The sequence below is a fragment of the Azospirillum cavernae genome (assembly GCF_003590795.1).
GTDB classification, from domain to species: Bacteria; Pseudomonadota; Alphaproteobacteria; order Azospirillales; family Azospirillaceae; genus Azospirillum; species Azospirillum cavernae.
In genome coordinates this window covers 495,883-515,190 of record NZ_QYUL01000002.1, presented here as the reverse complement: position 1 = coordinate 515,190, position 19,308 = coordinate 495,883, and the positions used below count along the sequence as shown (strand labels likewise).

Annotated in this window: 21 protein-coding genes and 1 riboswitch; of the genes, 13 read left to right on the top strand and 8 right to left on the bottom strand. The window is 67.3% G+C overall.

Going from position 1 to position 19,308, the window contains the following annotated elements; all coding sequences use genetic code 11:
• Positions 1-24: 24 nt before the first annotated feature.
• Both D3877_RS13800 and D3877_RS13795 read right to left on the bottom strand, forming a co-directional pair.
• Positions 25-429 (bottom strand): MerR family transcriptional regulator, encoded by a 405-nt coding sequence (locus D3877_RS13800; protein ID WP_119831358.1) that lies wholly within the window; start codon positions 427-429, stop codon positions 25-27.
• 161 nt (positions 430-590) lie between these two features.
• Entirely contained in the window at positions 591-1,580 is a 990-nt protein-coding gene (locus D3877_RS13795; RefSeq protein ID WP_119831357.1) for a response regulator, read from the bottom strand.
• A gap of 230 nt (positions 1,581-1,810) precedes the next feature.
• Between D3877_RS13795 and D3877_RS13790 the strand changes: the two genes are divergently transcribed.
• The 9 genes from D3877_RS13790 to D3877_RS13750 all read left to right on the top strand — a co-directional run bounded on the left by D3877_RS13790 (position 1,811) and on the right by D3877_RS13750 (position 11,837).
• A complete protein-coding gene (locus D3877_RS13790; protein ID WP_119831356.1) occupies positions 1,811-2,728 on the top strand; it encodes a MurR/RpiR family transcriptional regulator in 918 nt (305 codons plus the stop codon).
• Between the two features lie 58 nt (positions 2,729-2,786).
• On the top strand, positions 2,787-3,632 hold the full coding sequence (locus D3877_RS13785; RefSeq protein WP_119831355.1) for a D-amino acid aminotransferase: 846 nt from the start codon (positions 2,787-2,789) through the stop codon (positions 3,630-3,632).
• Positions 3,629-5,518, top strand: a complete 1,890-nt coding sequence (locus D3877_RS13780) for an ABC transporter ATP-binding protein (RefSeq protein ID WP_119831354.1) — start codon at positions 3,629-3,631, stop codon at positions 5,516-5,518. The genes D3877_RS13785 and D3877_RS13780 overlap by 4 nt, the downstream gene beginning before the upstream one ends.
• Before the next feature lie 23 nt (positions 5,519-5,541).
• A complete protein-coding gene (locus D3877_RS13775) occupies positions 5,542-7,074 on the top strand; it encodes a glutathione ABC transporter substrate-binding protein (protein ID WP_119831353.1) in 1,533 nt (510 codons plus the stop codon).
• A gap of 70 nt (positions 7,075-7,144) precedes the next feature.
• Complete coding sequence (gsiC, locus tag D3877_RS13770) at positions 7,145-8,065, top strand: glutathione ABC transporter permease GsiC (RefSeq protein ID WP_119831352.1); 921 nt, start codon at positions 7,145-7,147, stop codon at positions 8,063-8,065.
• On the top strand, positions 8,062-8,940 hold the full coding sequence (locus D3877_RS13765) for an ABC transporter permease subunit (RefSeq protein WP_119831351.1): 879 nt from the start codon (positions 8,062-8,064) through the stop codon (positions 8,938-8,940). Before gsiC ends, D3877_RS13765 begins: the two co-directional genes overlap by 4 nt.
• Positions 8,915-9,994: a DmpA family aminopeptidase gene (locus D3877_RS13760; protein WP_119831350.1), complete on the top strand. Its 1,080-nt coding sequence runs from the start codon at positions 8,915-8,917 to the stop codon at positions 9,992-9,994. The genes D3877_RS13765 and D3877_RS13760 overlap by 26 nt, the downstream gene beginning before the upstream one ends.
• Positions 9,995-10,024: 30 nt before the next feature.
• Entirely contained in the window at positions 10,025-10,858 is an 834-nt protein-coding gene (locus D3877_RS13755) for a M55 family metallopeptidase (RefSeq protein ID WP_119831349.1), read from the top strand.
• A 10-nt stretch (positions 10,859-10,868) separates the two neighbouring features.
• Entirely contained in the window at positions 10,869-11,837 is a 969-nt protein-coding gene (locus D3877_RS13750) for an isoaspartyl peptidase/L-asparaginase family protein (RefSeq protein ID WP_119831348.1), read from the top strand.
• Between the two features lie 18 nt (positions 11,838-11,855).
• Here D3877_RS13750 and D3877_RS13745 read toward each other — a convergent pair whose 3' ends face one another.
• Genes D3877_RS13745 through D3877_RS30245 form a run of 3 tightly spaced genes read right to left on the bottom strand, consistent with a single transcriptional unit; the run spans position 11,856 to position 13,033 of the window.
• Entirely contained in the window at positions 11,856-12,116 is a 261-nt protein-coding gene (locus tag D3877_RS13745; RefSeq protein ID WP_119831347.1) for a hypothetical protein, read from the bottom strand.
• Positions 12,117-12,126: 10 nt separating this feature from the next.
• Complete coding sequence (locus tag D3877_RS13740; RefSeq protein ID WP_119831346.1) at positions 12,127-12,459, bottom strand: hypothetical protein; 333 nt, start codon at positions 12,457-12,459, stop codon at positions 12,127-12,129.
• Positions 12,460-12,511: 52 nt separating this feature from the next.
• Positions 12,512-13,033: a hypothetical protein gene (locus tag D3877_RS30245; protein ID WP_199720803.1), complete on the bottom strand. Its 522-nt coding sequence runs from the start codon at positions 13,031-13,033 to the stop codon at positions 12,512-12,514.
• A gap of 215 nt (positions 13,034-13,248) precedes the next feature.
• Here D3877_RS30245 and D3877_RS13730 point away from each other — a divergent pair, with 215 nt between their 5' ends.
• Complete coding sequence (locus D3877_RS13730) at positions 13,249-13,518, top strand: hypothetical protein (protein ID WP_119831345.1); 270 nt, start codon at positions 13,249-13,251, stop codon at positions 13,516-13,518.
• Between the two features lie 13 nt (positions 13,519-13,531).
• A complete protein-coding gene (locus D3877_RS13725) occupies positions 13,532-13,744 on the top strand; it encodes a hypothetical protein (protein ID WP_119831344.1) in 213 nt (70 codons plus the stop codon).
• A gap of 25 nt (positions 13,745-13,769) precedes the next feature.
• Here the strand turns inward: D3877_RS13725 and D3877_RS13720 are convergent, their stop codons facing one another.
• The 3 genes from D3877_RS13720 to ribB all read right to left on the bottom strand — a co-directional run bounded on the left by D3877_RS13720 (position 13,770) and on the right by ribB (position 16,272).
• Complete coding sequence (locus D3877_RS13720) at positions 13,770-14,579, bottom strand: transglutaminase-like domain-containing protein (RefSeq protein WP_119831343.1); 810 nt, start codon at positions 14,577-14,579, stop codon at positions 13,770-13,772.
• Positions 14,580-14,856: 277 nt separating this feature from the next.
• Positions 14,857-15,468, bottom strand: a complete 612-nt coding sequence (locus tag D3877_RS13715; protein WP_119831342.1) for a DNA-3-methyladenine glycosylase I — start codon at positions 15,466-15,468, stop codon at positions 14,857-14,859.
• 141 nt (positions 15,469-15,609) lie between these two features.
• Positions 15,610-16,272: a 3,4-dihydroxy-2-butanone-4-phosphate synthase gene (gene ribB, locus D3877_RS13710; protein WP_119832440.1), complete on the bottom strand. Its 663-nt coding sequence runs from the start codon at positions 16,270-16,272 to the stop codon at positions 15,610-15,612.
• A 137-nt stretch (positions 16,273-16,409) separates the two neighbouring features.
• Positions 16,410-16,565: riboswitch (FMN riboswitch) on the bottom strand.
• 99 nt (positions 16,566-16,664) lie between these two features.
• Between ribB and D3877_RS13705 the strand changes: the two genes are divergently transcribed.
• Both D3877_RS13705 and D3877_RS13700 read left to right on the top strand, forming a co-directional pair.
• Positions 16,665-17,801 carry a cysteine desulfurase family protein gene (locus D3877_RS13705; RefSeq protein ID WP_119831341.1) on the top strand — a complete coding sequence of 379 codons (1,137 nt, stop codon included), beginning with the start codon at positions 16,665-16,667 and terminating at the stop codon, positions 17,799-17,801.
• A gap of 82 nt (positions 17,802-17,883) precedes the next feature.
• On the top strand, positions 17,884-19,224 hold the full coding sequence (locus D3877_RS13700; RefSeq protein WP_119831340.1) for a GH1 family beta-glucosidase: 1,341 nt from the start codon (positions 17,884-17,886) through the stop codon (positions 19,222-19,224).
• The last annotated feature ends 84 nt before the right edge of the window (positions 19,225-19,308 follow it).

The window sequence follows — 19,308 nt, the reverse complement described above, 5'->3', positions numbered from 1 at the left end:
GGTTCGTTGTGTGTCGTCACACGTTCAGTCGGCGGCCAGCGCCGGTTCGCAGGCGGCCAGACGCCCTTCGGCATCCAGTTCCATCGCCTTCAATTCGCCGACGATCTCGGCGATTTCCGTCTGCATACGCTCCAGGGCGGCCAGCCGGTCGCGGATTTTCGTCAGCCCGTCGCGGTATTGCCGGGCGCTGGGCCGACCAGAACGGTAATGGGCGAGATACTCGGCGATCTGCTCCAGCGAAAAACCGACGCGGCGGAATTTCAGGATCAGGATCAGACGCGCCCGGTCGCGGTAGGTGAAAACCCGTCGCCCGCCCGCCCGTTGCGGCGACAGCAGCCCTTTTTCCTCGTAAAAGCGCAGCGCCTGCGGCGTCAGATCGAACTCCGCCGCCAACTCCGTGACGCCGTACACCCGGTTCTTGTCGGTCATGAACGCCCTCCCCACGCCGACGATTCCGCCATGGACAGTCCGCAAAGTCAACTTTAATGATCTAAAGCGCGCTTTAGGATAGGGCTAAGGAAATGGTCTGCGACGCTCCGCCGCAGCGACCGGCCTCGTCGTCCAACCAACGACTCAGTCGGACCGGCCCCTCAGTCGGACCGGCGTTGAGTCAGCGCCTCGATCTGGCTGGCCAGTTCGGTGGCCGTCCGTTCGGCCCCCGGATCGGCGCCGACGCGCAGCATGGCGCGGATGGCCAACAAATGCAGACGGATGATTCCCGGATCGCCCATGACGCGCGCCGGGTCGGCGATCAGCCGTTGCAGGGATCCGATGACCCGCCCCGCCGACGACGGCATCTGGTCCAGCGCGCCGCGCCGGAACCGTTCCAACGGCTCGCCCATGCGCGCCAGGGCGTCGGCGCAACGGTCCAGCGCGCTCAACGCCTCGCTGACCAGCCGGTCCAGATCGTCGCGGACGGCGGCGGCGTTGGCGGCGGCGATCATCCCGGACGTCGCGCGATTCTGCTGCGCCGCCGCCAGCGTCCGCAGAATCGACACCCGGCTTTGCTGGGCGCGCTTGACCGCCATCTCGTCGCCCGACACCTTGGCCATCAGCAGACCATCGGGCGGCAACAGGATCACGTCGGGGGCCGGCGCCTCGGGCGAGCGGCGATCCTGCGCCACGGGCCGGTCCAGCCGCCGCCGGTCCGGCCCCTTGTAGCCAGGGGCGGACACGAAGCCGCGCGGACGACTGACCACGTCCAAAATTCGGTCACGGATGCGCGCCGGGGCCAAGGGCTTGACCAGGAAATCGGTCGCCCCGGCGTCGCGGCCCGCCTTCACATATTGGCGGTCGCCATGCGCGGTCAGCAGGACGATCGGCAAGGTCGGGTCGGGCGATTCGGGATGGCTGCGGACGATGCGGATCAGGTCAAGGCCGCTGGCCCCCGGCATGTCCCAATCGGTGAAGACCAGATCGGGGCCGATTTCCTTGATGAGCGCCAGCGCCTCGGTCGTGCCGCCCGCCTCGGTGACGCGGGCAAAGCCCAGGTGACGCAGAATCGCCCGCAGAATCTGGCGGGTGTTCGCGATGTCGTCGACGATGAGGATCTCAAGAGCGCCATAACCGGACGGAAGCATATCGAACGTCAGACTCTCTCAGAATCAGCCACGAGACCGTCACCATAGGGGCGCACGCTCAACAAATCGTAAGGATTGCCGTCCGTCGCAGAAAAATCCAGGTGCCAGCCCATTCCCTTCGTCGAATCGTCTCATCGCGCCGATTGTGAAAATAGATTTACAGAAATGAGCGATTTGTGTAACTGGGTGATCCATCGCTGGTGACACCTCACGAACCGAGACGCCGACGCATGGACCAGCCCACCCCACCCGCCGCGACCGAATCCCTGCTGATGCGGATGCAGCAGCACCAGACCCGGTTGCCCCCGGCGCTGGCCAAGGTCGGGGCCTGGGCGCTGGCCTACCCGTTCCGCACCGCCACCTTGAAAATCGGCGAATTGGCCGCCGCCGCCGAGGTGTCGGTCGCCTCGGTCAACCGCTACGCCACCGCGCTGGGGTATGAGGGGTATCCGGAGTTCCGCGACGATTTGTTGCGCGCCTTTGAATCCACCTTCGCCCCGGTGGAAAAGCTGCGGGCGGCGGTGTCGCGCGACACGTCCAACGCCGAAATCATGCGGGAATCGCTGGCCTGCGACGCCGCGAACATCGCCCGCACCCTGGACCTGCTGCAACCCGAACAGTGCGAAGAGGCCATCCGCCTGATCCGCAGCGCCAAGCGCGTCTACACCTGCGGCATGGGCGACAGCGCCTATATGGCGACCTTTCTGGCCGACATGCTCGACCCCTACGTCGATCAGGCCATCGCCACGGTGGAGTTCGCCGGCCCGGAACGCTCGATCCGCCGCCTGATGAAGGTTCAACCCGGCGATCTGATGATCGCCATCACCACCCCGCGCTATTCGCGCCGCACGGTGGAGCATGTCCAGCATTGCCGGGAGCAGGGCGCGCGCACGCTGGCGCTGACCGATTCCCCTGATTCCCCCGTCGTGCCTCTGGCCGACGTCACCCTGCTGGCCGGGGCCGATCATGGGGTTTTGCACAGCTCGACCACCGGCATGATGGCGTTGATTATGGCGCTGGGCGCGGCGCTCGCCCGCAGCGGCAACAACACGGTGGACCGCGCCGCCGACATGGCCGAGCGCATTTTGCCCTATCTGCACGTCGTCCCCAAACCGGGCCGGGCCAAGCCGGACCGAGAGGAGCGATGAGCCGCCCCCAACCATCCGCCGCCACAACTTTCCTTCGTTTCAACCAGGGCTGAAACCGATGACCATCTCTTACTGGAACGGGCGTTACCTGCCGCTGGATCAGGTTCAGGTGTCGCCGCTTGATCGCGGCTTTCTGTTCGCCGACGGTCTGTATGAGGTCACGGCGGCCTACAACGGGCGCCTGTTCGAGGCCGAGGCCCACGTCACCCGCCTGCAACGCGGTCTGGCGTCCCTGCGCATCGAAACCGGGATGAGCGACGGCGATTGGCTGGCCATTCTGGAGCGGCTGACGGCGGAGTCCGGCATCGACGGCGATCTGACCGTTTATCTGCACGTCACGCGCGGCGCGGCGGCGGCCCGCGCCCACGGCTTCCCCGCCGGGGTCGCGCCGACCATCTTCGGCATGGTCAGCCCGCTGAAGCGCCCGCCCGATTCCTGGCGCGAGCAGGGCGTCGCCGCCCTGACCATGCCCGACATCCGTTGGGGCCGCTGCGATCTGAAGACCATCGCTTTGTTGGGCAGCGTGCTGGCCCAGCAGGCCGCCACCGACGCCGGGGTGGTGGACGCCATCCAGATCCGTGACGGCTTCGTCACCGAAGGCGCGGCGACCAACGTCTTCGTGGTCAAGGACGGCGTCATCGCCACCCCGGTGGCCGATCACCGCATCCTCATCGGCATCACCCGCCAAGTGATTCAGCGTTTGGCGGCGGCGGCGGGTCTGCCCTTTGTCGAGCGCGACGTCCGCGCCATCGAACTGGCCACGGCGGATGAGGTGTGGATCGCCAGCACGACCAAGGAAATCACCCCCGTCACCACCATCGACGGTCGTTTGGTCGGAACCGGCAAGCCCGGCCCGGTGTGGAGCCGCGTCGCCGCCCTCTTCGCCGAAAGCCAGAGCCGATGAACGCGCCCGCCGACAACCGCCTTCTGTCGGTCGAAGGGCTGTCGGTCGCCTTCCAGGGCGAGCATGGCCCGATCACCGTGGTCGATGACGTCAGCTTTTCCGTCGCGCCCGGCGAGACGGTGGCCATCGTCGGCGAATCCGGGTCCGGCAAGTCCGTCACCTCGCTGTCGCTGATGCGGTTGGTCGATTACGCGGGCGGGCGGATCACCAAGGGGGCCATCCGCTTCCGGGGCCGCGACGGGCGGGAACGCGATCTGGCGCTTCCCCCGGCGGAGGAGTTGACCGCCATGCGCGGCAACGACATCGCCATGATCTTTCAGGAACCGATGACGTCCCTGAATCCGGTCTTCACCATCGGCGACCAGATCGCCGAAGCGGTGATGCTGCATCAGGGCGTCGACCGCAAGGCCGCGCGGGCCGAGGCGCTGCGCATGTTGGAACGGGTGCGCATCCCCGAACCGGCCCGCCTGCTCGACCGCCACCCGCACCAGCTCTCCGGCGGAATGCGCCAGCGCGTGATGATCGCCATGGCGCTGTCCTGCCGCCCGTCGCTGCTGATCGCCGACGAGCCGACCACGGCGCTGGACGTCACCATCCAGGCGCAGATTTTGCGGTTGATCCGGCTGTTGCAACACGACATGGGCATGGGCGTGATCTTCATCACCCACGACATGGGCGTGGTGGCCGAGGTCGCCGACCGCGTCGTCGTGATGTGGCGCGGCCAAAAGGTGGAGGAAGGGACGGTCGAACAGATCTTCGCCGCCCCCAAACACCCCTACACCAAGGCCCTGCTGTCGGCGGTGCCCAAGCTGGGCGCGCTGCGCGGCCAGGATCTGCCCGCCCGCTTCCCCCTGCTGGTGGTGGACGAACCGGCGAACAGCGACACAGCCCCCGCCATCCACCAACAGGACACGGTGCGACACGCCGCCGCCCCGCTGCTGGAGGTGTCCAACCTCGTCACCCGTTTCGACGTGCGCAAGGGCCTGTTCGGCACGCTGAAGGCCCGCGTCCACGCGGTGGAACAGGTCAATTTCTCGGTGCGTCCGGGCGAAACGCTGGCGCTGGTCGGGGAATCGGGCTGCGGCAAATCCACCACGGGCCGCACCATCATGGGGCTGCAACGCTCGACCGCCGGGGCCATCCGCTTCGAGGGGGCGGACACGGTGGCGCTCGATTCCAACGGTCAGGCCAAGCTGAAGGAGAAGATCCAATACATCTTCCAGGATCCCTTCGCCTCGCTGAACCCGCGCATGACCGTGGGTTTCAGCATCGCCGAACCGATGCTGGTCCATGATTACGTCCCCAACGGCCGCCCCGGCCTGTCGCGCCGCCGCGCCATCGAGGAGCGGGTGGCCGATCTGCTGACCCAGGTTGGCTTGAAGCCGGAACACGCCCACCGCTACCCGCACGAGTTTTCCGGCGGCCAGCGGCAGCGCGTCTGCATCGCCCGCGCGCTGGCCTGCGACCCCAAGCTCATCATCGCCGACGAGGCGGTGGCGGCGCTCGACGTGTCGATCCAGGCGCAGATCGTCAATCTGCTGATGGATCTCCAGGCCAAGCGCGGGCTGTCCTATCTCTTCATTTCGCACGACATGGCGGTGGTGGAGCGGATCAGCCACCGCGTCGCCGTGATGTATCTGGGGCAGATCGTTGAAATCGGCCCGCGCCGGGCCGTGTTCGAGAATCCCCAGCACCCCTACACCCGCCGCCTGATGGCGGCGGTGCCAGTCGCCGATCCCAGCCGACGCACGGGAGAGCTGACGCTGTTGACCGGCGAAATCCCCAGCCCGATCCGCAACCTCGGCGACGAGCCGCAGGTCCAGCCGCTGGTCGCGGTGGGGAATGACCATTACGTCGCCCGCCACGCGGTCGGCGGCGATTTCTGAATCAAAAAAACGGGAGAGTTCACGTGACGCGCTTCGCCCTTCCCCTGGTCGCCGGTCTGCTCTGCTGCACCGCGCTGACCAACGCCGCTTTCGCCGCCAAGGATTTGGTCGTCGGCGTTCCCGACAATTTGACCACCCTGGATCCCGCCGACGTCAACGACACCCTGTCGCAGTCGGCGACCCGCACCATGCTCCAGGGCCTGTTCGCCTTCGACAAGGACATGAAGCTGGTCCCGCAACTGGCGGAGAGCTTCACCGTCAACGACACGGCGACCGAATACACCTACAAGCTGCGCAAGGGCGTCGTTTTCCACGACGGCACGCCGTTCAACGCCCAGGCCGTGAAGACCAACTTCGACCGCCTGTCGAACCCGGCCAACAAGCTGAAGCGCCAAAGCCTGCTGTCGATGCTGGCCGAAACCGTGGTGGTGGACGACGCCACCATCACGTTGAAGCTGTCGCAGCCCTTCGGCGCGCTGAACAACAACCTCGCCCACCCCGGCGCCATGATCCACAGCCCGAAGGCGCTGGAAACCTATGGCAAGGACATCGGTCGGCACCCGGTCGGCACCGGCCCCTTCAAGTTCGTGAGCTGGCAGGCCGACACCATGCTGGCGGTCAAGAACACCAATTATTGGAAGCCCGGTCTGCCCAAGGTGGACAGCGTGACCTTCCGCAGCGTGCCGGAAAACGGCAGCCGCATCGCCATGCTGCAAACCAACGAGGCGCAGTTCGTCTACCCGCTGCCCTCGGAAATGGTCGGAATGGTGGAAAAGAACCCGGCGCTAAGCGTCACCAACGGTTCGTCGATCATCGCCTACTATGTGGCGATGAACACGATGAAGAAACCGTTCAACGACGTCCGCGTTCGTCAGGCGTTGAACTACGCCATCGACAAGAACGCTTGGGCCAAGATCGTCTATCGCGGCTACGCCGGGCCGCTGCCCTCGCCGCTGCCGCCCAAGCTGGGTTTCCACGTCCCTCAAGCCCAGCAGTATGATTTTGATTTGGCCAAGGCCAAGGCGCTGCTGGCCGAGGCCGGCTACCCGAACGGCTTTGAAGCCGAGATGTTCTCGCGCAACAGCACGAACTTCATTCGCGGCATGCAGTTCATTCAGCAACAATTGTCCCAGGTCGGCGTGAAGCTGACGGTCACGCCGCTGGAAGCCGGTGTCGAAACCGCCCGCGTCTGGAGCGTGGAGAAGCCGGAGGACGCCACAATACAGATGCAGTACACTCGGTGGTCAGCCTCGACCGGCGACGCCGATTGGGGTCTGCGTCCGTTGCTGTATGGCAAGGGCTTCCCGCCGAAATTCTTCAACACCGCCTATTACAAGAACGAGACGGTGGACTCCGCGATCGAGGCGGGCATCGCCACCGCCGACACCGCCAAGCGCGCCGAAGCCTACCGCGTCGCCCAGGAGCAGATCTGGAAGGACGCCCCGTGGCTGTTCCTTGGCGTTGAAAATCTGCTGGCTGCCCAGACGAAGAGCCTGTCCGGCCTGAACTACGTCGCCGACGGCGGCTTGCAGATCGAAGAAGCCGACATCCAGTGAGCGCCAGCGGGAGGCGCCCGGCCAAACGGTCGGGCGCCTCCCGCGCCTTCTTTTCCGGGACGATTGCCCCATGCTGAAATATCTTGTCGGTCGCGTCGCCGGGATCATCCCGGTGCTTCTGGTGATTTCCGTCTTCGTCTTCGGCTTCGTCCATTTGCTGCCCGGCGATCCGGCGCGGCTGGTGGCGGGCAGCGACGCCAGCGCCAGCGACATTGAACTGGTGCGCCAGGATCTCGGCCTCGATCAACCTTTGTGGGTCCAGTATGGCCGCTTCCTCGGCAACGCGGTCCAGGGCGAGTTCGGGCGGTCGATGAAGACCAAGCGGAAAGTCTCCGAAGAGATCGGCAGCCGGTTTCTGCCCACCTTGTATTTGACCGGCGCGGCGATGGCCTGGGCGACGTTGGCGGGGCTGTTGATCGGCGTGGCGTCGGCGACCAAGCGCGGGCGCTGGCAGGATCACGTCGGCATGTTCGTCGCGGTGTCGGGCATCGCCTTTCCGTCCTTCTGGCTCGGTCTGTTGATGATCGACCTGTTTTCGGTGCAACTGCGCTGGCTGCCGACCAGCGGCTACGGCACATGGCAGCATTTCGTCATGCCGTCGCTGACGCTGGGGCTGGGGGTGGCGGCGGTGATGGCGCGCTTCACCCGCTCCGCCTTCATCGACATCGCGCGCGAGGATTACGTCCGCACCGCGCGGGCCAAGGGCGTGCCGTCGCGGCTGGTGGTGTGGAAACACACGCTGCGCAACGCCATGATCCCGATCATCACCATGGTCGGCCTGCAATTCGGTTTTCTGCTGGGCGGATCCATCGTCGTCGAGACGGTGTTTTCCTGGCCGGGGCTGGGGCGGCTGCTGGTGGACAGCGTGTCCTACCGTGACTACACGGTGATTCAGGCGGAAATCCTGCTGTTTTCGTTGGAATTCATCCTCATCAACCTGCTGGTCGATGTGTTGTACGCGCTGGCCAACCCCGAGATTCGCTACTCATGAGCACGACCGCGCAGGCCGCGACGGCCACCGATTCCATCCGCTCCCCGCTGGGCGAGTTCTGGCGCAAGTTCCTGCGGCGGCGCACCGCCGTGGTCGCCGGGGCCTGCCTGCTGCTGCTGGCGCTCGCCGCCGCCGCCGCGCCCTGGATCGCCCCCTACGACCCGGCGGGCTTCGATTACGACCGGGTGCTCGAAGGGCCATCCTGGGCGCATTGGGCCGGAACCGATTCTTACGGGCGCGACATCTTCAGCCGCATCCTGTGGGGCGCGCGGATTTCGCTGTCGGTCGGCCTGCTGTCGGTTCTGCTCGGCGGAATCGTCGGCATCACCCTGGGTCTCATCAGCGGCTTTCGCGGCGGGTTCATCGACTCCCTCATCATGCGGCTGTGCGACGTGCTGCTCGCCTTCCCCGGCATTCTGCTGGCCATCGGCATCGTCGCCGTTCTGGGGCCGGGGATTGAAAACGTCATCTACGCCGTCGCCATCTTCTCCATCCCGGTCTTCGCCCGGCTGGTGCGCGGCAGCACGCTGTCGCTGAAACAGGCGGTCTATGTCGACGCCGCCCGCGCCATCGGCGTGCGCGACCGCATGCTGATGCTGCGCCACATCCTGCCGGGAACCCTGCCCAGCGTGATCGTCTACCTCTCCATGCGCATCGGCACCTCCATCCTGACGGCGGCGAGCCTGAGCTTCATCGGGCTTGGCGCCCAGCCGCCCAGCCCGGAATGGGGGGCGATGCTGGCCGACGGGCGCAGCTACATCGGCGTCGCCAGCCACGTCACCTTCTACCCCGGTCTGGCCATCTTCATCACGGTGCTGGCCTTCAACCTGCTTGGCGACGGATTGCGCGATGCCCTCGACCCCAAGCTGCGCTGACGCCGCCGCCCCGCGTCGCGCCCGCGATGTGGGGCTGGCCTGCGGACGGCTGAAACCGGGGCCGCGCAACGCCATCACCGACGTTCCGGGCGTGCGCGTCGGCCATTGCACGCTGAGCGACGGCGCGACGCAAACCGGCGTCACCGCCATCCTGCCGCACGGCGGCAACCTCTACCGCGACAAGCCGGTCGCGGCGGCGGACGTGCTGAACGGCTTTGGCAAAAGCGTCGGCCTGACGCAGGTGGAGGAGTTGGGGGCGCTGGAAACGCCGATCCTGCTGACCAACACCCTGTCGGTCGGCACGGTCGCCACCGCGCTGATCCGCCACGCCATCGCCGCGAATCCCGACATCGGGCGGACCACCGCGACCGTCAACCCGGTGGTAATGGAGTGCAACGACGGCCCGTTGAACGACATCCAGGCCCTGGCGGTGACGGAAGCGCACGCCGCCGCCGCGCTGGCCGAGGCCTTGGCCTCCGCCGACGGGGCGGCGGTCGCCGTCGGTTCGGTCGGGGCGGGGCGCGGCATGTCCTGTTTCGGCTTCAAGGGCGGGATCGGCACCGCGTCGCGCCGGATAAAGCTGGACGGCAAACGCTGTCACCTTGGCGTGCTGGTGCTGGCGAATTTCGGACGGGCGGGCGAGTTGCGCCTGCCCGACGGGCGGCGCGTCGGCCCGCCGCCGCAGGACTCCGACCCGGAAAAGGGATCGGTCATCGTCATCGCCGCCACCGACGCGCCGTTGGACCATCGGCAATTGCGTCGGGTGATCCGCCGCGCCGGGGTGGGGTTGGCCCGCGTCGGCTCCTTCTGGGGCCATGGCAGCGGCGACATCGCCTTGGGCTTCACCACCGCCAACCGCATCGACCATGACGAAACCGCCGACAGCGTCCCCTTCCGCGTCTTGAACGAACGCCGCATCGACGCCCTGTTCGAGGCGATGGCCGAGGCGACGCAGGAGGCGGTTCTCGACGCGCTGGTCGCCGCCACCCCCGTGACCGGACGGGACGGCGCGACCCGCCCCTGCCTGTCCGCCCTTTTGACCGCCGCATTCTGATCGCCTTATGCTGACCGCTGGGAGCCTGCCGTGAAGATCTACATCTCCGCCGACATCGAAGGCGTCGCCGGGGTGGTCGCCCCCAACCAGGTGACGCCGGGCAACCCGGAGTATGAACGCGCCCGCCGTCTGATGACCACCGAGGTCAACGCCGCCATCGAAGGCGCGCTGGCCGGGGGCGCCACCGAGATCCTGGTGAACGACAGCCACGGCCCGATGCTCAATCTGCTGCCCGACGAGTTGCACCCCGCCGCCGAGCTTATTTTGGGCCGCCCCAAACCCAACGGCATGTTCGCCGGGTTGGAACCGGACTTCGCGGGCGTGCTGTGTCTGGGCTTCCACGGGTCGGCCCGCCGGTCGGGGATTCTCGCCCACACCACCAACAGCTTCGCCTTCGGCCGGGTCCGCGTGAACGGGCTGGAACTGGGCGAGGCGGGCTGTTACGGCGCGTATGCGGGTGAACTCGGCGTGCCGGTGATCCTGCTGTCGGGCGACGACCGCTTCGCCGAAGAGGTCGAATCGCTGTTTCCTGAGGCTGAGCGGGTCGTGGTCAAACAGGCGCTGGGCCAGCGCGCCGCCCGTTCCGTCGCGCCCATGATCGCGCGCGACCGGCTGCGCGCGGCCAGCCGCCGCGCGGTCGAACATGCGGCAAGCGTCACGCCCTTCCGCATCCCCGCCGAACGCGACGGCGCCCCCTATCGCCTTGAGATCGAAATGAACAGCCCGGCGCTGGCCGATCTGGCGGCGCTGATTCCGGTGGCCGTCCGCCTCGACCCCGTCACCATCCGCTTGACCGCCGACCGGATGGCCGGGATTCTCGGCTGGATCAACAGCCTGTCGGCCATGTCGGCCTCCCTCCGTTGAGCGCAGAATCATGACCCATGACGACAACCCGCAACCCTTCGCGCTCGCCATCCATGGCGGGGCCGGAACTATCGACGCGTCCCTGCTGACACCGGAGCTTGAGGACGCCTACCACGCCGGTCTGCGCGCCGCGCTGCTGGCCGGGCGCGAGGTGCTGGCCGCTGGCGGCACGGCGCTGGACGCCGTCACCGCCGCCGTCATGGCGCTGGAGGATGAGCCGCTGTTCAACGCCGGGCGGGGCGCGGTCTTCACCGCCAACGGCGCGCATGAAATGGACGCGGCGATCATGGATGGGCGGACCCGCGCGGCGGGCGCGGTGGCTGGCCTGTTCGGCCCGCGCAACCCGATCCTCGCCGCCCGCGCTGTCATGGAGCGCACCGACCATGTGCTGTTGATCGGCGAGGGCGCGCTGGATCTGTGCCGCCGCGCCGGGCTGGTGATGGAGGAGGCGCCCTATTTCTTCACGCAAGCCCGCTGGGACGCCTTGCAAGCCGAACTCGCCTTCCGCCGCTCCGGCGCGCCCGACGATGGCAACGAGCAGCGCCGCCACGGCACCGTTGGCGCGGTGGCCCGCGACGTCCATGGCGACGTCGCCGCCGCCACGTCAACCGGCGGCATGACGGCCAAGGCGGTGGGCCGGGTCGGCGACAGCCCGTTGATCGGGGCGGGAACCTACGCCGACAACGACACTTGCGCGATTTCCGCCACCGGCCATGGCGAGCATTTCATCCGCCACGTCGTCGCCCACGAGATCGCCGCGCGCATGCGCTGGGGCGGGCAATCGCTGTTCGAGGCCGCCGACGCGGTGGTGGTCGGCCAGCTTGGCCCCATCGGCGGATCCGGCGGATTGGTCGCGGTGGACCGCGAGGGCCGGGTGTCGCTGCCCTTCAACTGTTCGGGCATGTACCGGGGCATCGCCAAGGCCGACGGCCCGCTGCTGACCGCCATCCACCGCGAGGATTACCGGGTCAGCCGCTGAACGGCGGGAGGAGCGCCGTTACGGCAGCGCGTCGAGCCGTTCGGCTTCGTCCAGCTCGTCGCCATTGACGGTGACGGCCTGCACAAGAATCCCGCTGCCGGACGGTCCCGGCAGCAGGATGACCGTCAACACCCGGCGGTAGGCCGGGAAGGACAACCCTTCGATCAGCTCTTCCTCGATCTCGACGCTGTAGGCGCCGGGCGGCTGCACGCCGTCCACGCTCGACAATTGAAAGGGCTTGACGAAGGTGACGGTGCGTTGGCTTTTGCGTTCGAACATCGGTCGTGACTCACACCTTTTCCGGGCTGGCGAGCTGGTGCAGGGCTTCTTTCAGCCACGGGGCGCGGATTGTGCGGTCGCGCTGCGACCAGGGCACTTTCGTGGCGTTTTCCGCCTCATACAGGCTTTGCGCCAGCGTTTCGACGGCCATCTGCCCACCAAGCTGGCTTTCCCGCGCCACCCGCTCGCGCCCGCTCTCCAGCCCTTTGACCCGGTATTGATACTCGCCAGCGTCCGGCGGCAAGAAGCGTTCGACCCGGTGATCGCCGCGCGGGGCGCCGCGCTTCACCTCCGGTTCGGCGAAATGAACGATCTGGCCGACATGGTATTTCTGGCCATTCATGGCGCGTCTCCAGCCGTGCGGACACAGCTTGTGGGGAAGCCCCGCAGGACAATCATGCGGAGCGAGCGGCGGCGGCGGCGGCGACAGCGGCGGCTTTCCGCTTCAAGGTGGCCGCGCTTTTCGGCGGGGCCGCCGCGATCTTCTTGGCCAGCCGCTCGGCGATTTCCGCCTGGATGGCGGGCAGAACCGCCTGCGCCGAGGCTTTTTGCTTGGGCGTCCCAGTCAGGGCCAGCCGTTCGGCGTTGACGCCCAGGGTGCGGAGGTCGTCGTCGCCCATGCCCGGCAGTCGTTCGATCATGTCCATCGTCAGGTCGCTTTCCAGTCGGATCGGTCGGGGGGCGGGCGAGATTTTCACGGCGATGCGGACACGCCTGGTCGGCGGAGCGACCGCCTCGCCGTCGTGAGCCTGCCAGCCGGCGAACCAGCCCTGCGCGGACCGGCTGCCCTGTGGGTGCGGGTTCTCTTCCCGCGCGGAGCCGACGCTCGCCGCCAGCTTGCCGGTGAGAAACGCCACACGCTCCCAACGTTCATCCTTGCCACGCGAGGCGAAGGGCGTCTCTTTGCCGTTTGTCATCGCCGATTCAGTTGTTTTCAAAGATATTTGATCACTATGGGCGCAATTCGATGAATTTCAAAACACTATCAAACCGAATGACATGAAATATTTTTCAGAGGATTTCCTGAATTTTATCAGTCAACTCATGCGGAAACATTGAAATTCATGCTCAACAGGCATAGGTTCAAGCGATAATGACATTACGAAACACCATCCTTTTTTCGGGTTGCCTGATGTTCACCGTGGTTGGTGGCATCCTGCTGTTCAATGGCGCCCCCCGGTCCGGGTCGGATGAAGCCGTCGCCGCCGCCCAACAGGCGCAAACCGCCTGGGCGCAGGAGCGATCCCGCGATCTGATCGCGCAACGGCCCTGGAATGGACAATCCCGACCACCCGACGCCCCCGGCGCCCCGTCGGAACCGCTGATGCTGGTCGGCGGAGTCGGCGCGCTGCTGATTGCGGCGTGGCTTGGCGTTCGCGCCGCGCGTCACCCCTGGTCTTGAAAGGCTCGACCCGATGTTCGTCGTCGATGACGCCATTGCCGCCGCGATCCGCACCGCCTACACCGAAAGCGGGGTGACGGCGGCGGTGCTGATCCTGCGACGGCACATCCCCGGCCTCGACAACGACGACGAGGCGGGGCGCTGGGCGCGCACCATCGCCGGGTGGCGCCCGCTGCCCGCCGATCTGACGCCCCCCGTGAAAAAGCGGCGCGCGCCACGCAAATAGCGCCGCCCTAATTCAGCCCAAAATCTCAGCCCGGAATTTCGTCGGTCCAGACGCGGAAGCCGGTCAGCGTGTTGGGGCCGAAGGTGTGAGTCAACGGCACGTCGGCGGCGTCGCGTCCTTGCGCGATCAACACGCGGCCAATCCGGCGGGCGTTGTTGCGCGGGTCGAACACATGCCAGCGCCCGCCCAGATAGACCTCCATCCAGGCCGCGAAATCCCCCGCCGAATAGGGCGGCGGCGTGCCGATGTCGCTGATGTAGCCGGTGCAGTAGCGCGCCGGAATGTTCATGCAGCGGCAGAAGGTGACGGCCAGATGGGCGTAGTCCCGGCACACGCCGCGCCGCTCGGTGTAGGCTTCCACCGCCGTGCGGGTCGGGCGCGAATGCTCGTAACCGAAAACAATGTGGTTGTGGACGAAATCGCAAATCGCCTGCACCCGCGCCCAGCCCGGCGGCGTCGCGCCAAACAGCCGCCACGCCTCATCCGCCAGCACGTCGGTTTCGCAATAGCGGCTGCCCAACAGAAACAGCAGCGCGTCCGTCGGCAAATCCTCCACCCGATGCTGAATCGCGTTCACCACGATGGGATCCGGTTGGCCATCATCCCGGATGACGCTGTCCGTGGTCAGGGAAAAAAGCCCGGCGGGCGCGACCAGACGGCTGCACCAGTTGCCGAAACTGTCGCGGTAGCCCTGGATGGGAACCGGCGGGTTGGGCAAAATGTGATCGGGGCTTTCCAGACCGGCGACCCGAGAATAATGCACGTTCAGCAGGACGATCATCGGAGTCGGCGCGGCGAAGGAATAGGTCAACTCGTAGCCCAGACGAATGCGCATGGAACACTCTCCACAGGATAAGCCCGGCGCTGAAGCGGGCGAACGGGCGGGCCACGGCCGCAGGGCGCGAACCGGGTACGGGGACCGGGTTGACCGGGACAACAGGGGGCGACGGCCCCCGACGCGACGATCATGGCACGCGGTTCAACCGACCAGCCACCATTGATTCGTCACGGAACCGCTCTGCGGCGAGAAAAAGCCGCCTCCCCACGCAAGAGCACGGGAAGCGCCTGAAAAATCATCGGTTTTTGCCCATTTCGCGCGCAGTCGCGCGCCGTCAGCGCTGCGGACGGATGAAGGTCGCCCGCGCCCGTTCGGCCTCGGCCCGGATGGCGCAGCCTTCGGCGTGGTCGTTGACCAGCCCCATCGCCTGCATAAAGGCGTAGACCGTCGTAGGCCCAACGAAAGCCCAACCGCGCTTTTTCAAATCCTTCGACAAGGCCACGGACGCCGCCGAAGTGGAGACGGTTTGCGGCGGCGGCAGATCGGCGGGGGACGGCTCGAAGCTCCACACATAGGCGGCGAGCGAGCCTTCCTGCCGAACCAACTCCTGAGCGCGGCGGGCGTTGTTGATGACCGCCGCGATCTTTCCGCGATGGCGGACGATGCCCGCGTCGGTCAGCAACCGCGCCAAATCGTCGTCCGTGAAGCCCGCGATTCGATCCATGTCGAAGCCGTGGAAGGCGGCGCGGAAATTTTCCCGCTTGGCCAGAATGGTCCGCCAGCTCAAACCCGATTGAAAGCCTTCCAGACACAGCTTTTCAAACAGACGCCGGTCGTCGCCGACGGGAAAGCCCCATTCGGCGTCGTGATAGGCGAAAAACTCGGGCGCCGCCGCGCACCAGCGGCAGCGGGGTCGGCCATCCGGGCCGGGAATCGTCGCGTCCATCCTTCTCCCTTTCAAAAAAGCCGGACCCGGCGGCGGTCGGCGGGGGAAAAGCTCCCCCGCTCCCCTTGGTTTGACCGCGCTTCCCGGACCTTTGCCCCATTCCTAATTATAGGACAGATGTCCGAGAGGCCTCAAGTCTGATCAGGCGGCGGCGCGCGCCGTTTCAGCGGCGACCAGATCGGCGATGCTGACGATGGGCAAGCCCTGCTCGCGGGCGAAGACCACCAGATCGGGCAACCGCGCCATGGATCCGTCCGGGTTCGTCACCTCGCACAACACGCCCGCAGGCGTCCGTCCGGCCCATCGCATCAGGGCGATGGTCGCCTCGCTGTGGCCCCGACGGACGGCCAAACCGCCCGGATGGGCGCGGATCGGAAAGACATGGCCGGGCCGGGCCAGATCCTCCGGTCGGCAATCGTCGGCCACCGCCGTTTTGACGGTGACGACGCGGTCGGCGGCGGACACCCCGGTGGTCACGCCCACCCGCGCCTCGATCGACACGGTGAAGGCGGTGCCAAAGCGCGAGGAGTTGGACGCCACCATCGGCGGCAACTCCAACCTCTTCAGACGCTCGTCGGTCAGGATCAGGCAGACGATCCCCGAACAGGTTCGGATCAGCAGGGCCATCTGCGCGACCGTCAGGCTGTCGGCGGGAAAGATGATGTCGCCTTCGTTTTCGCGGTCCTCATCGTCCACGACGATGACGCCGCCGCCATTGCGGACGGCTTCGACCGCGCGGGCGACCCGCTCCTGCGGATCGCCGAAGGGGCTGAGCAGGCTGTCTTGGTGGTTGATCTGATTCATGTCACTCACTCCTGGATTGGGCGAGCCTGAATCAGGGCGCAAAAGAGGGTTCGGCGCGCCAAGGTTGAAGCCCCGGAACGCCGCGCGCGGATCCGCGACGACGCCCACGCGCAGTCGCGCGGACGCCTTCGAGATCGGCTCATTCTCTTCCATCCAGACTGTGACTGTCGGCCCCGGCGTCGCACCGGATCTGCTGACCCCACCGCCACGGGGGCGATGGGCGCTCGCGGGCTGCCCGTTCGGAAGAACGGAATACCGCCGGTCGGGAATTTCACCCTGCCCTGAGAACAAGCGTATGGACGCCGCCCCGCAAGGGACGGCACCCTTGCGTAACCGGACGGCTTGGCGCCTGTCAACGTTCCGGCGACGCGCGGGAGCATGGCGGAAAACGGATGACGACGCCGATTTACCTCGACCATCTGGCCTCGACGCCGCTCGACCCGCTGGTGTTGGACGCCATGCTGCCCTGGTTCTCCCCGGCGGCGGTCGGCAACCCGCAGGCCGCGCACCGGCCCGGCTGGCGCGCCGCCGACGCCGTGGAGGCGGCGCGGGCGGAGGTCGCCGCCCTGATCGGCGCGCCGCCGGGCGCGGTTCTCTTCACCTCCGGCGCGACGGAGGCGAACACGCTGGCCCTGCTGGGCGGCACGGCGCCGGGCGCGGCCTGTCTGGTTTCCGCCGTCGAGCACGCCAGCGTGCTGGGCTGTTTGCCGGAGTTGCGGCGGCGGGGTTGCCCGGTGACGATCCTGCCGGTGGAGTCCGACGGGCGCCTCGCCCCGGCGACGCTGGAGACGGCGCTTGAGACAGCCCAGCACCGCCCGCCCGGCCCGGCGCTGGTCTCCGTCATGGCGGCGAACAACGAGGTCGGGACGCTCCAACCCTTGGCGGAACTGGCCGCCGTCGCGCGGGCGCGGGGCGCGCTGATCCACAGCGACGCGACCCAAGCGGCGGGCGGCGGCGGGTTGTCGATGGATGGGCTTGGCCTGGATTTTCTCAGCCTGTCCGGCCACAAGCTGGGCGGCCCGATGGGGATCGGGGCGTTGGCGGCGCGCGACGGGGCAGCGCTGCGCCCGCCGTCGGCGGGGGGCGGGCAACAGCGGGGCTTGCGCCCCGGCACGCTGCCGACGGCGCTCTGCGTCGGGTTGGGCGCGGCCTGCCGCTTGGCCCGCGACCGCGCGGCGGAGGACTCCCGGCGGATCGCCGGGTTGCGCGAACGGCTGTGGTTCCTCCTGTCCGCCGCCTTGCCGAGGCTGCGCCGCAACAGCCCGCCGGACGGGCTGCCGGGTTGCCTGAGCGTCACCCTGCCCGGCCTGGACGCCGCCGATCTGTTGCTCGGCCTGCCCGATCTGGCCCTGTCCACCGGATCGGCTTGCCACAGCGACGCGGCGGAGCCGTCGCACGTCCTGCTGGCGATGGGGCGGTCGGTGGAGGAGGCGCACGCGACCTTGCGCTTCGGTCTGGGCCGAACCACCATGGCGGAGGAGGTGGAGCGCGCCGCCGGGCTGCTGATCGCGGCGATCCTGGCCGATTGAGGCAGCGACCTTTCAGCCCCTTCCCTCCAACCGGGAAACGGGTAGGCTGGCAGGGCGACATTACCCTGGAAGGCGTTCCGCCATGACCGACAGCCCAGCCTTTCCCAAAGATTTCCTGTGGGGGGCCTCAACCTCCGCCTATCAGGTCGAAGGCGCGGCGCGGGAGGATGGCCGCGCGCCCAGCGTCTGGGACAGCTTTTGCAACCTGAAAGGCCGGGTGGACAATGGCGAGAATGGCGACGTCGCGTGCGACCATTACCATCGTTACGCCGACGACGTCGCACTGATGGCCGGGTTGGGGCTGGACGCCTACCGCTTTTCGGTGTCCTGGCCGCGCGTGCTGCCGCGCGGGCGCGGCGCGCCCAACGAGAAGGGGTTGGATTTTTACGACCGGCTGATCGACCGCTTGCTGGAATCCAAAATCGAACCCTGGCTCTGCCTCTATCACTGGGATTTCCCGCAGGCTTTGCAGGATTTGGGCGGCTGGTCGAACCGCGACAGCGTCGGCTGGTTCGCCGATTACGCCGCGCTCTGCGCCAAGCGCTACGGCGACCGGGTGAAGCGCTGGGCGACGGTGAACGAGTTTTCCGTCTTCACCCTGTTCGGCTACGCCTTTGGCTGGGGCGCGCCCAGCATCGCCGACCGGGCGGTCCATCTGAAGGTCATCCATCACGTCAACCTCGCCCATGGCGCGGCGGTGGACACGCTGCGCGCGCTGGTTCCCAACGCCTCCATCGGCGCGGTGCACAGCGTCCAGCCGATGCGCCCAGAAACCGACCAGCCGGAGGATGTCGAGGCCGCCGCCCTGTTCGACGAGCATTGGAATTGGGCCTTCCCCGATCCGCAACTGCGCGCCCATTACCCGCCGCGCATAGCCGCCGCCATCGAACCCTACGTCCAGCCCGGCGACATGGCGCGCATCGCCCGCCCGGTCGATTGGTTCGGGTTGAACCATTACGCCCCGGTCTATGGCCGCAAGGACGACAGCCTGATTTGGGGCTTTGGCTTTGGCTCCCCGCCACCCGAAATGCCGCGCACCGACGTCGGTTGGCCCTATGACCCCAGCGCCTTCCGCGAGGTTCTGCTGGATCTGACCAAGCGTTACCGGCTGCCGATCTACGTGACGGAAAACGGCTTTGGCACGAAGGCCGACGAGACGCCCGACGCCGACGGGCGGGTGATCGACGACAAGCGCGTCGCCTATCTGCGCGACTGCGTCGGCATGATGGGCCAAGCGCGGGCGGAGGGGGCCGACGTGCGCGGTTACTTCGTGTGGTCGCTGCTGGACAATTTTGAATGGGGCGGCGGTTACGGCACCCGGTTCGGCATCGTCCGCGTCGATTACGCGACGCAGGCCCGCATCCCCAAGGAGTCGGCGCGCTGGTACGCCGATCTGATCCGCCGATCCCACAATCCGGAGTAGACCTCTCGCGCCGCACGCCGAAGCGCGCATGATTTTTGCGCACCTTGCCAACAATCCGCATCGCCATGCCCAGATGACCCCCAA

Coding starts and splice junctions, on each gene's coding strand:
- ribB (WP_119832440.1), bottom strand. CDS start 16,272: ATGAATCAGATCAACCACCAAGACAGCCTGCTCAGCCCCTTCGGCGAT.
- D3877_RS13760 (WP_119831350.1), top strand. CDS start 8,915: ATGCCCTCGACCCCAAGCTGCGCTGACGCCGCCGCCCCGCGTCGCGCC.
- D3877_RS13715 (WP_119831342.1), bottom strand. CDS start 15,468: ATGGACGCGACGATTCCCGGCCCGGATGGCCGACCCCGCTGCCGCTGG.
- D3877_RS13765 (WP_119831351.1), top strand. CDS start 8,062: ATGAGCACGACCGCGCAGGCCGCGACGGCCACCGATTCCATCCGCTCC.
- D3877_RS13720 (WP_119831343.1), bottom strand. CDS start 14,579: ATGCGCATTCGTCTGGGCTACGAGTTGACCTATTCCTTCGCCGCGCCG.
- D3877_RS13745 (WP_119831347.1), bottom strand. CDS start 12,116: ATGTTCGAACGCAAAAGCCAACGCACCGTCACCTTCGTCAAGCCCTTT.
- D3877_RS13705 (WP_119831341.1), top strand. CDS start 16,665: ATGACGACGCCGATTTACCTCGACCATCTGGCCTCGACGCCGCTCGAC.
- D3877_RS13730 (WP_119831345.1), top strand. CDS start 13,249: ATGTTCACCGTGGTTGGTGGCATCCTGCTGTTCAATGGCGCCCCCCGG.
- D3877_RS13795 (WP_119831357.1), bottom strand. CDS start 1,580: ATGCTTCCGTCCGGTTATGGCGCTCTTGAGATCCTCATCGTCGACGAC.
- D3877_RS13740 (WP_119831346.1), bottom strand. CDS start 12,459: ATGAATGGCCAGAAATACCATGTCGGCCAGATCGTTCATTTCGCCGAA.
- gsiC (WP_119831352.1), top strand. CDS start 7,145: ATGCTGAAATATCTTGTCGGTCGCGTCGCCGGGATCATCCCGGTGCTT.
- D3877_RS13780 (WP_119831354.1), top strand. CDS start 3,629: ATGAACGCGCCCGCCGACAACCGCCTTCTGTCGGTCGAAGGGCTGTCG.
- D3877_RS13800 (WP_119831358.1), bottom strand. CDS start 429: ATGACCGACAAGAACCGGGTGTACGGCGTCACGGAGTTGGCGGCGGAG.
- D3877_RS30245 (WP_199720803.1), bottom strand. CDS start 13,033: ATGACAAACGGCAAAGAGACGCCCTTCGCCTCGCGTGGCAAGGATGAA.
- D3877_RS13700 (WP_119831340.1), top strand. CDS start 17,884: ATGACCGACAGCCCAGCCTTTCCCAAAGATTTCCTGTGGGGGGCCTCA.
- D3877_RS13790 (WP_119831356.1), top strand. CDS start 1,811: ATGGACCAGCCCACCCCACCCGCCGCGACCGAATCCCTGCTGATGCGG.
- D3877_RS13785 (WP_119831355.1), top strand. CDS start 2,787: ATGACCATCTCTTACTGGAACGGGCGTTACCTGCCGCTGGATCAGGTT.
- D3877_RS13725 (WP_119831344.1), top strand. CDS start 13,532: ATGTTCGTCGTCGATGACGCCATTGCCGCCGCGATCCGCACCGCCTAC.
- D3877_RS13750 (WP_119831348.1), top strand. CDS start 10,869: ATGACCCATGACGACAACCCGCAACCCTTCGCGCTCGCCATCCATGGC.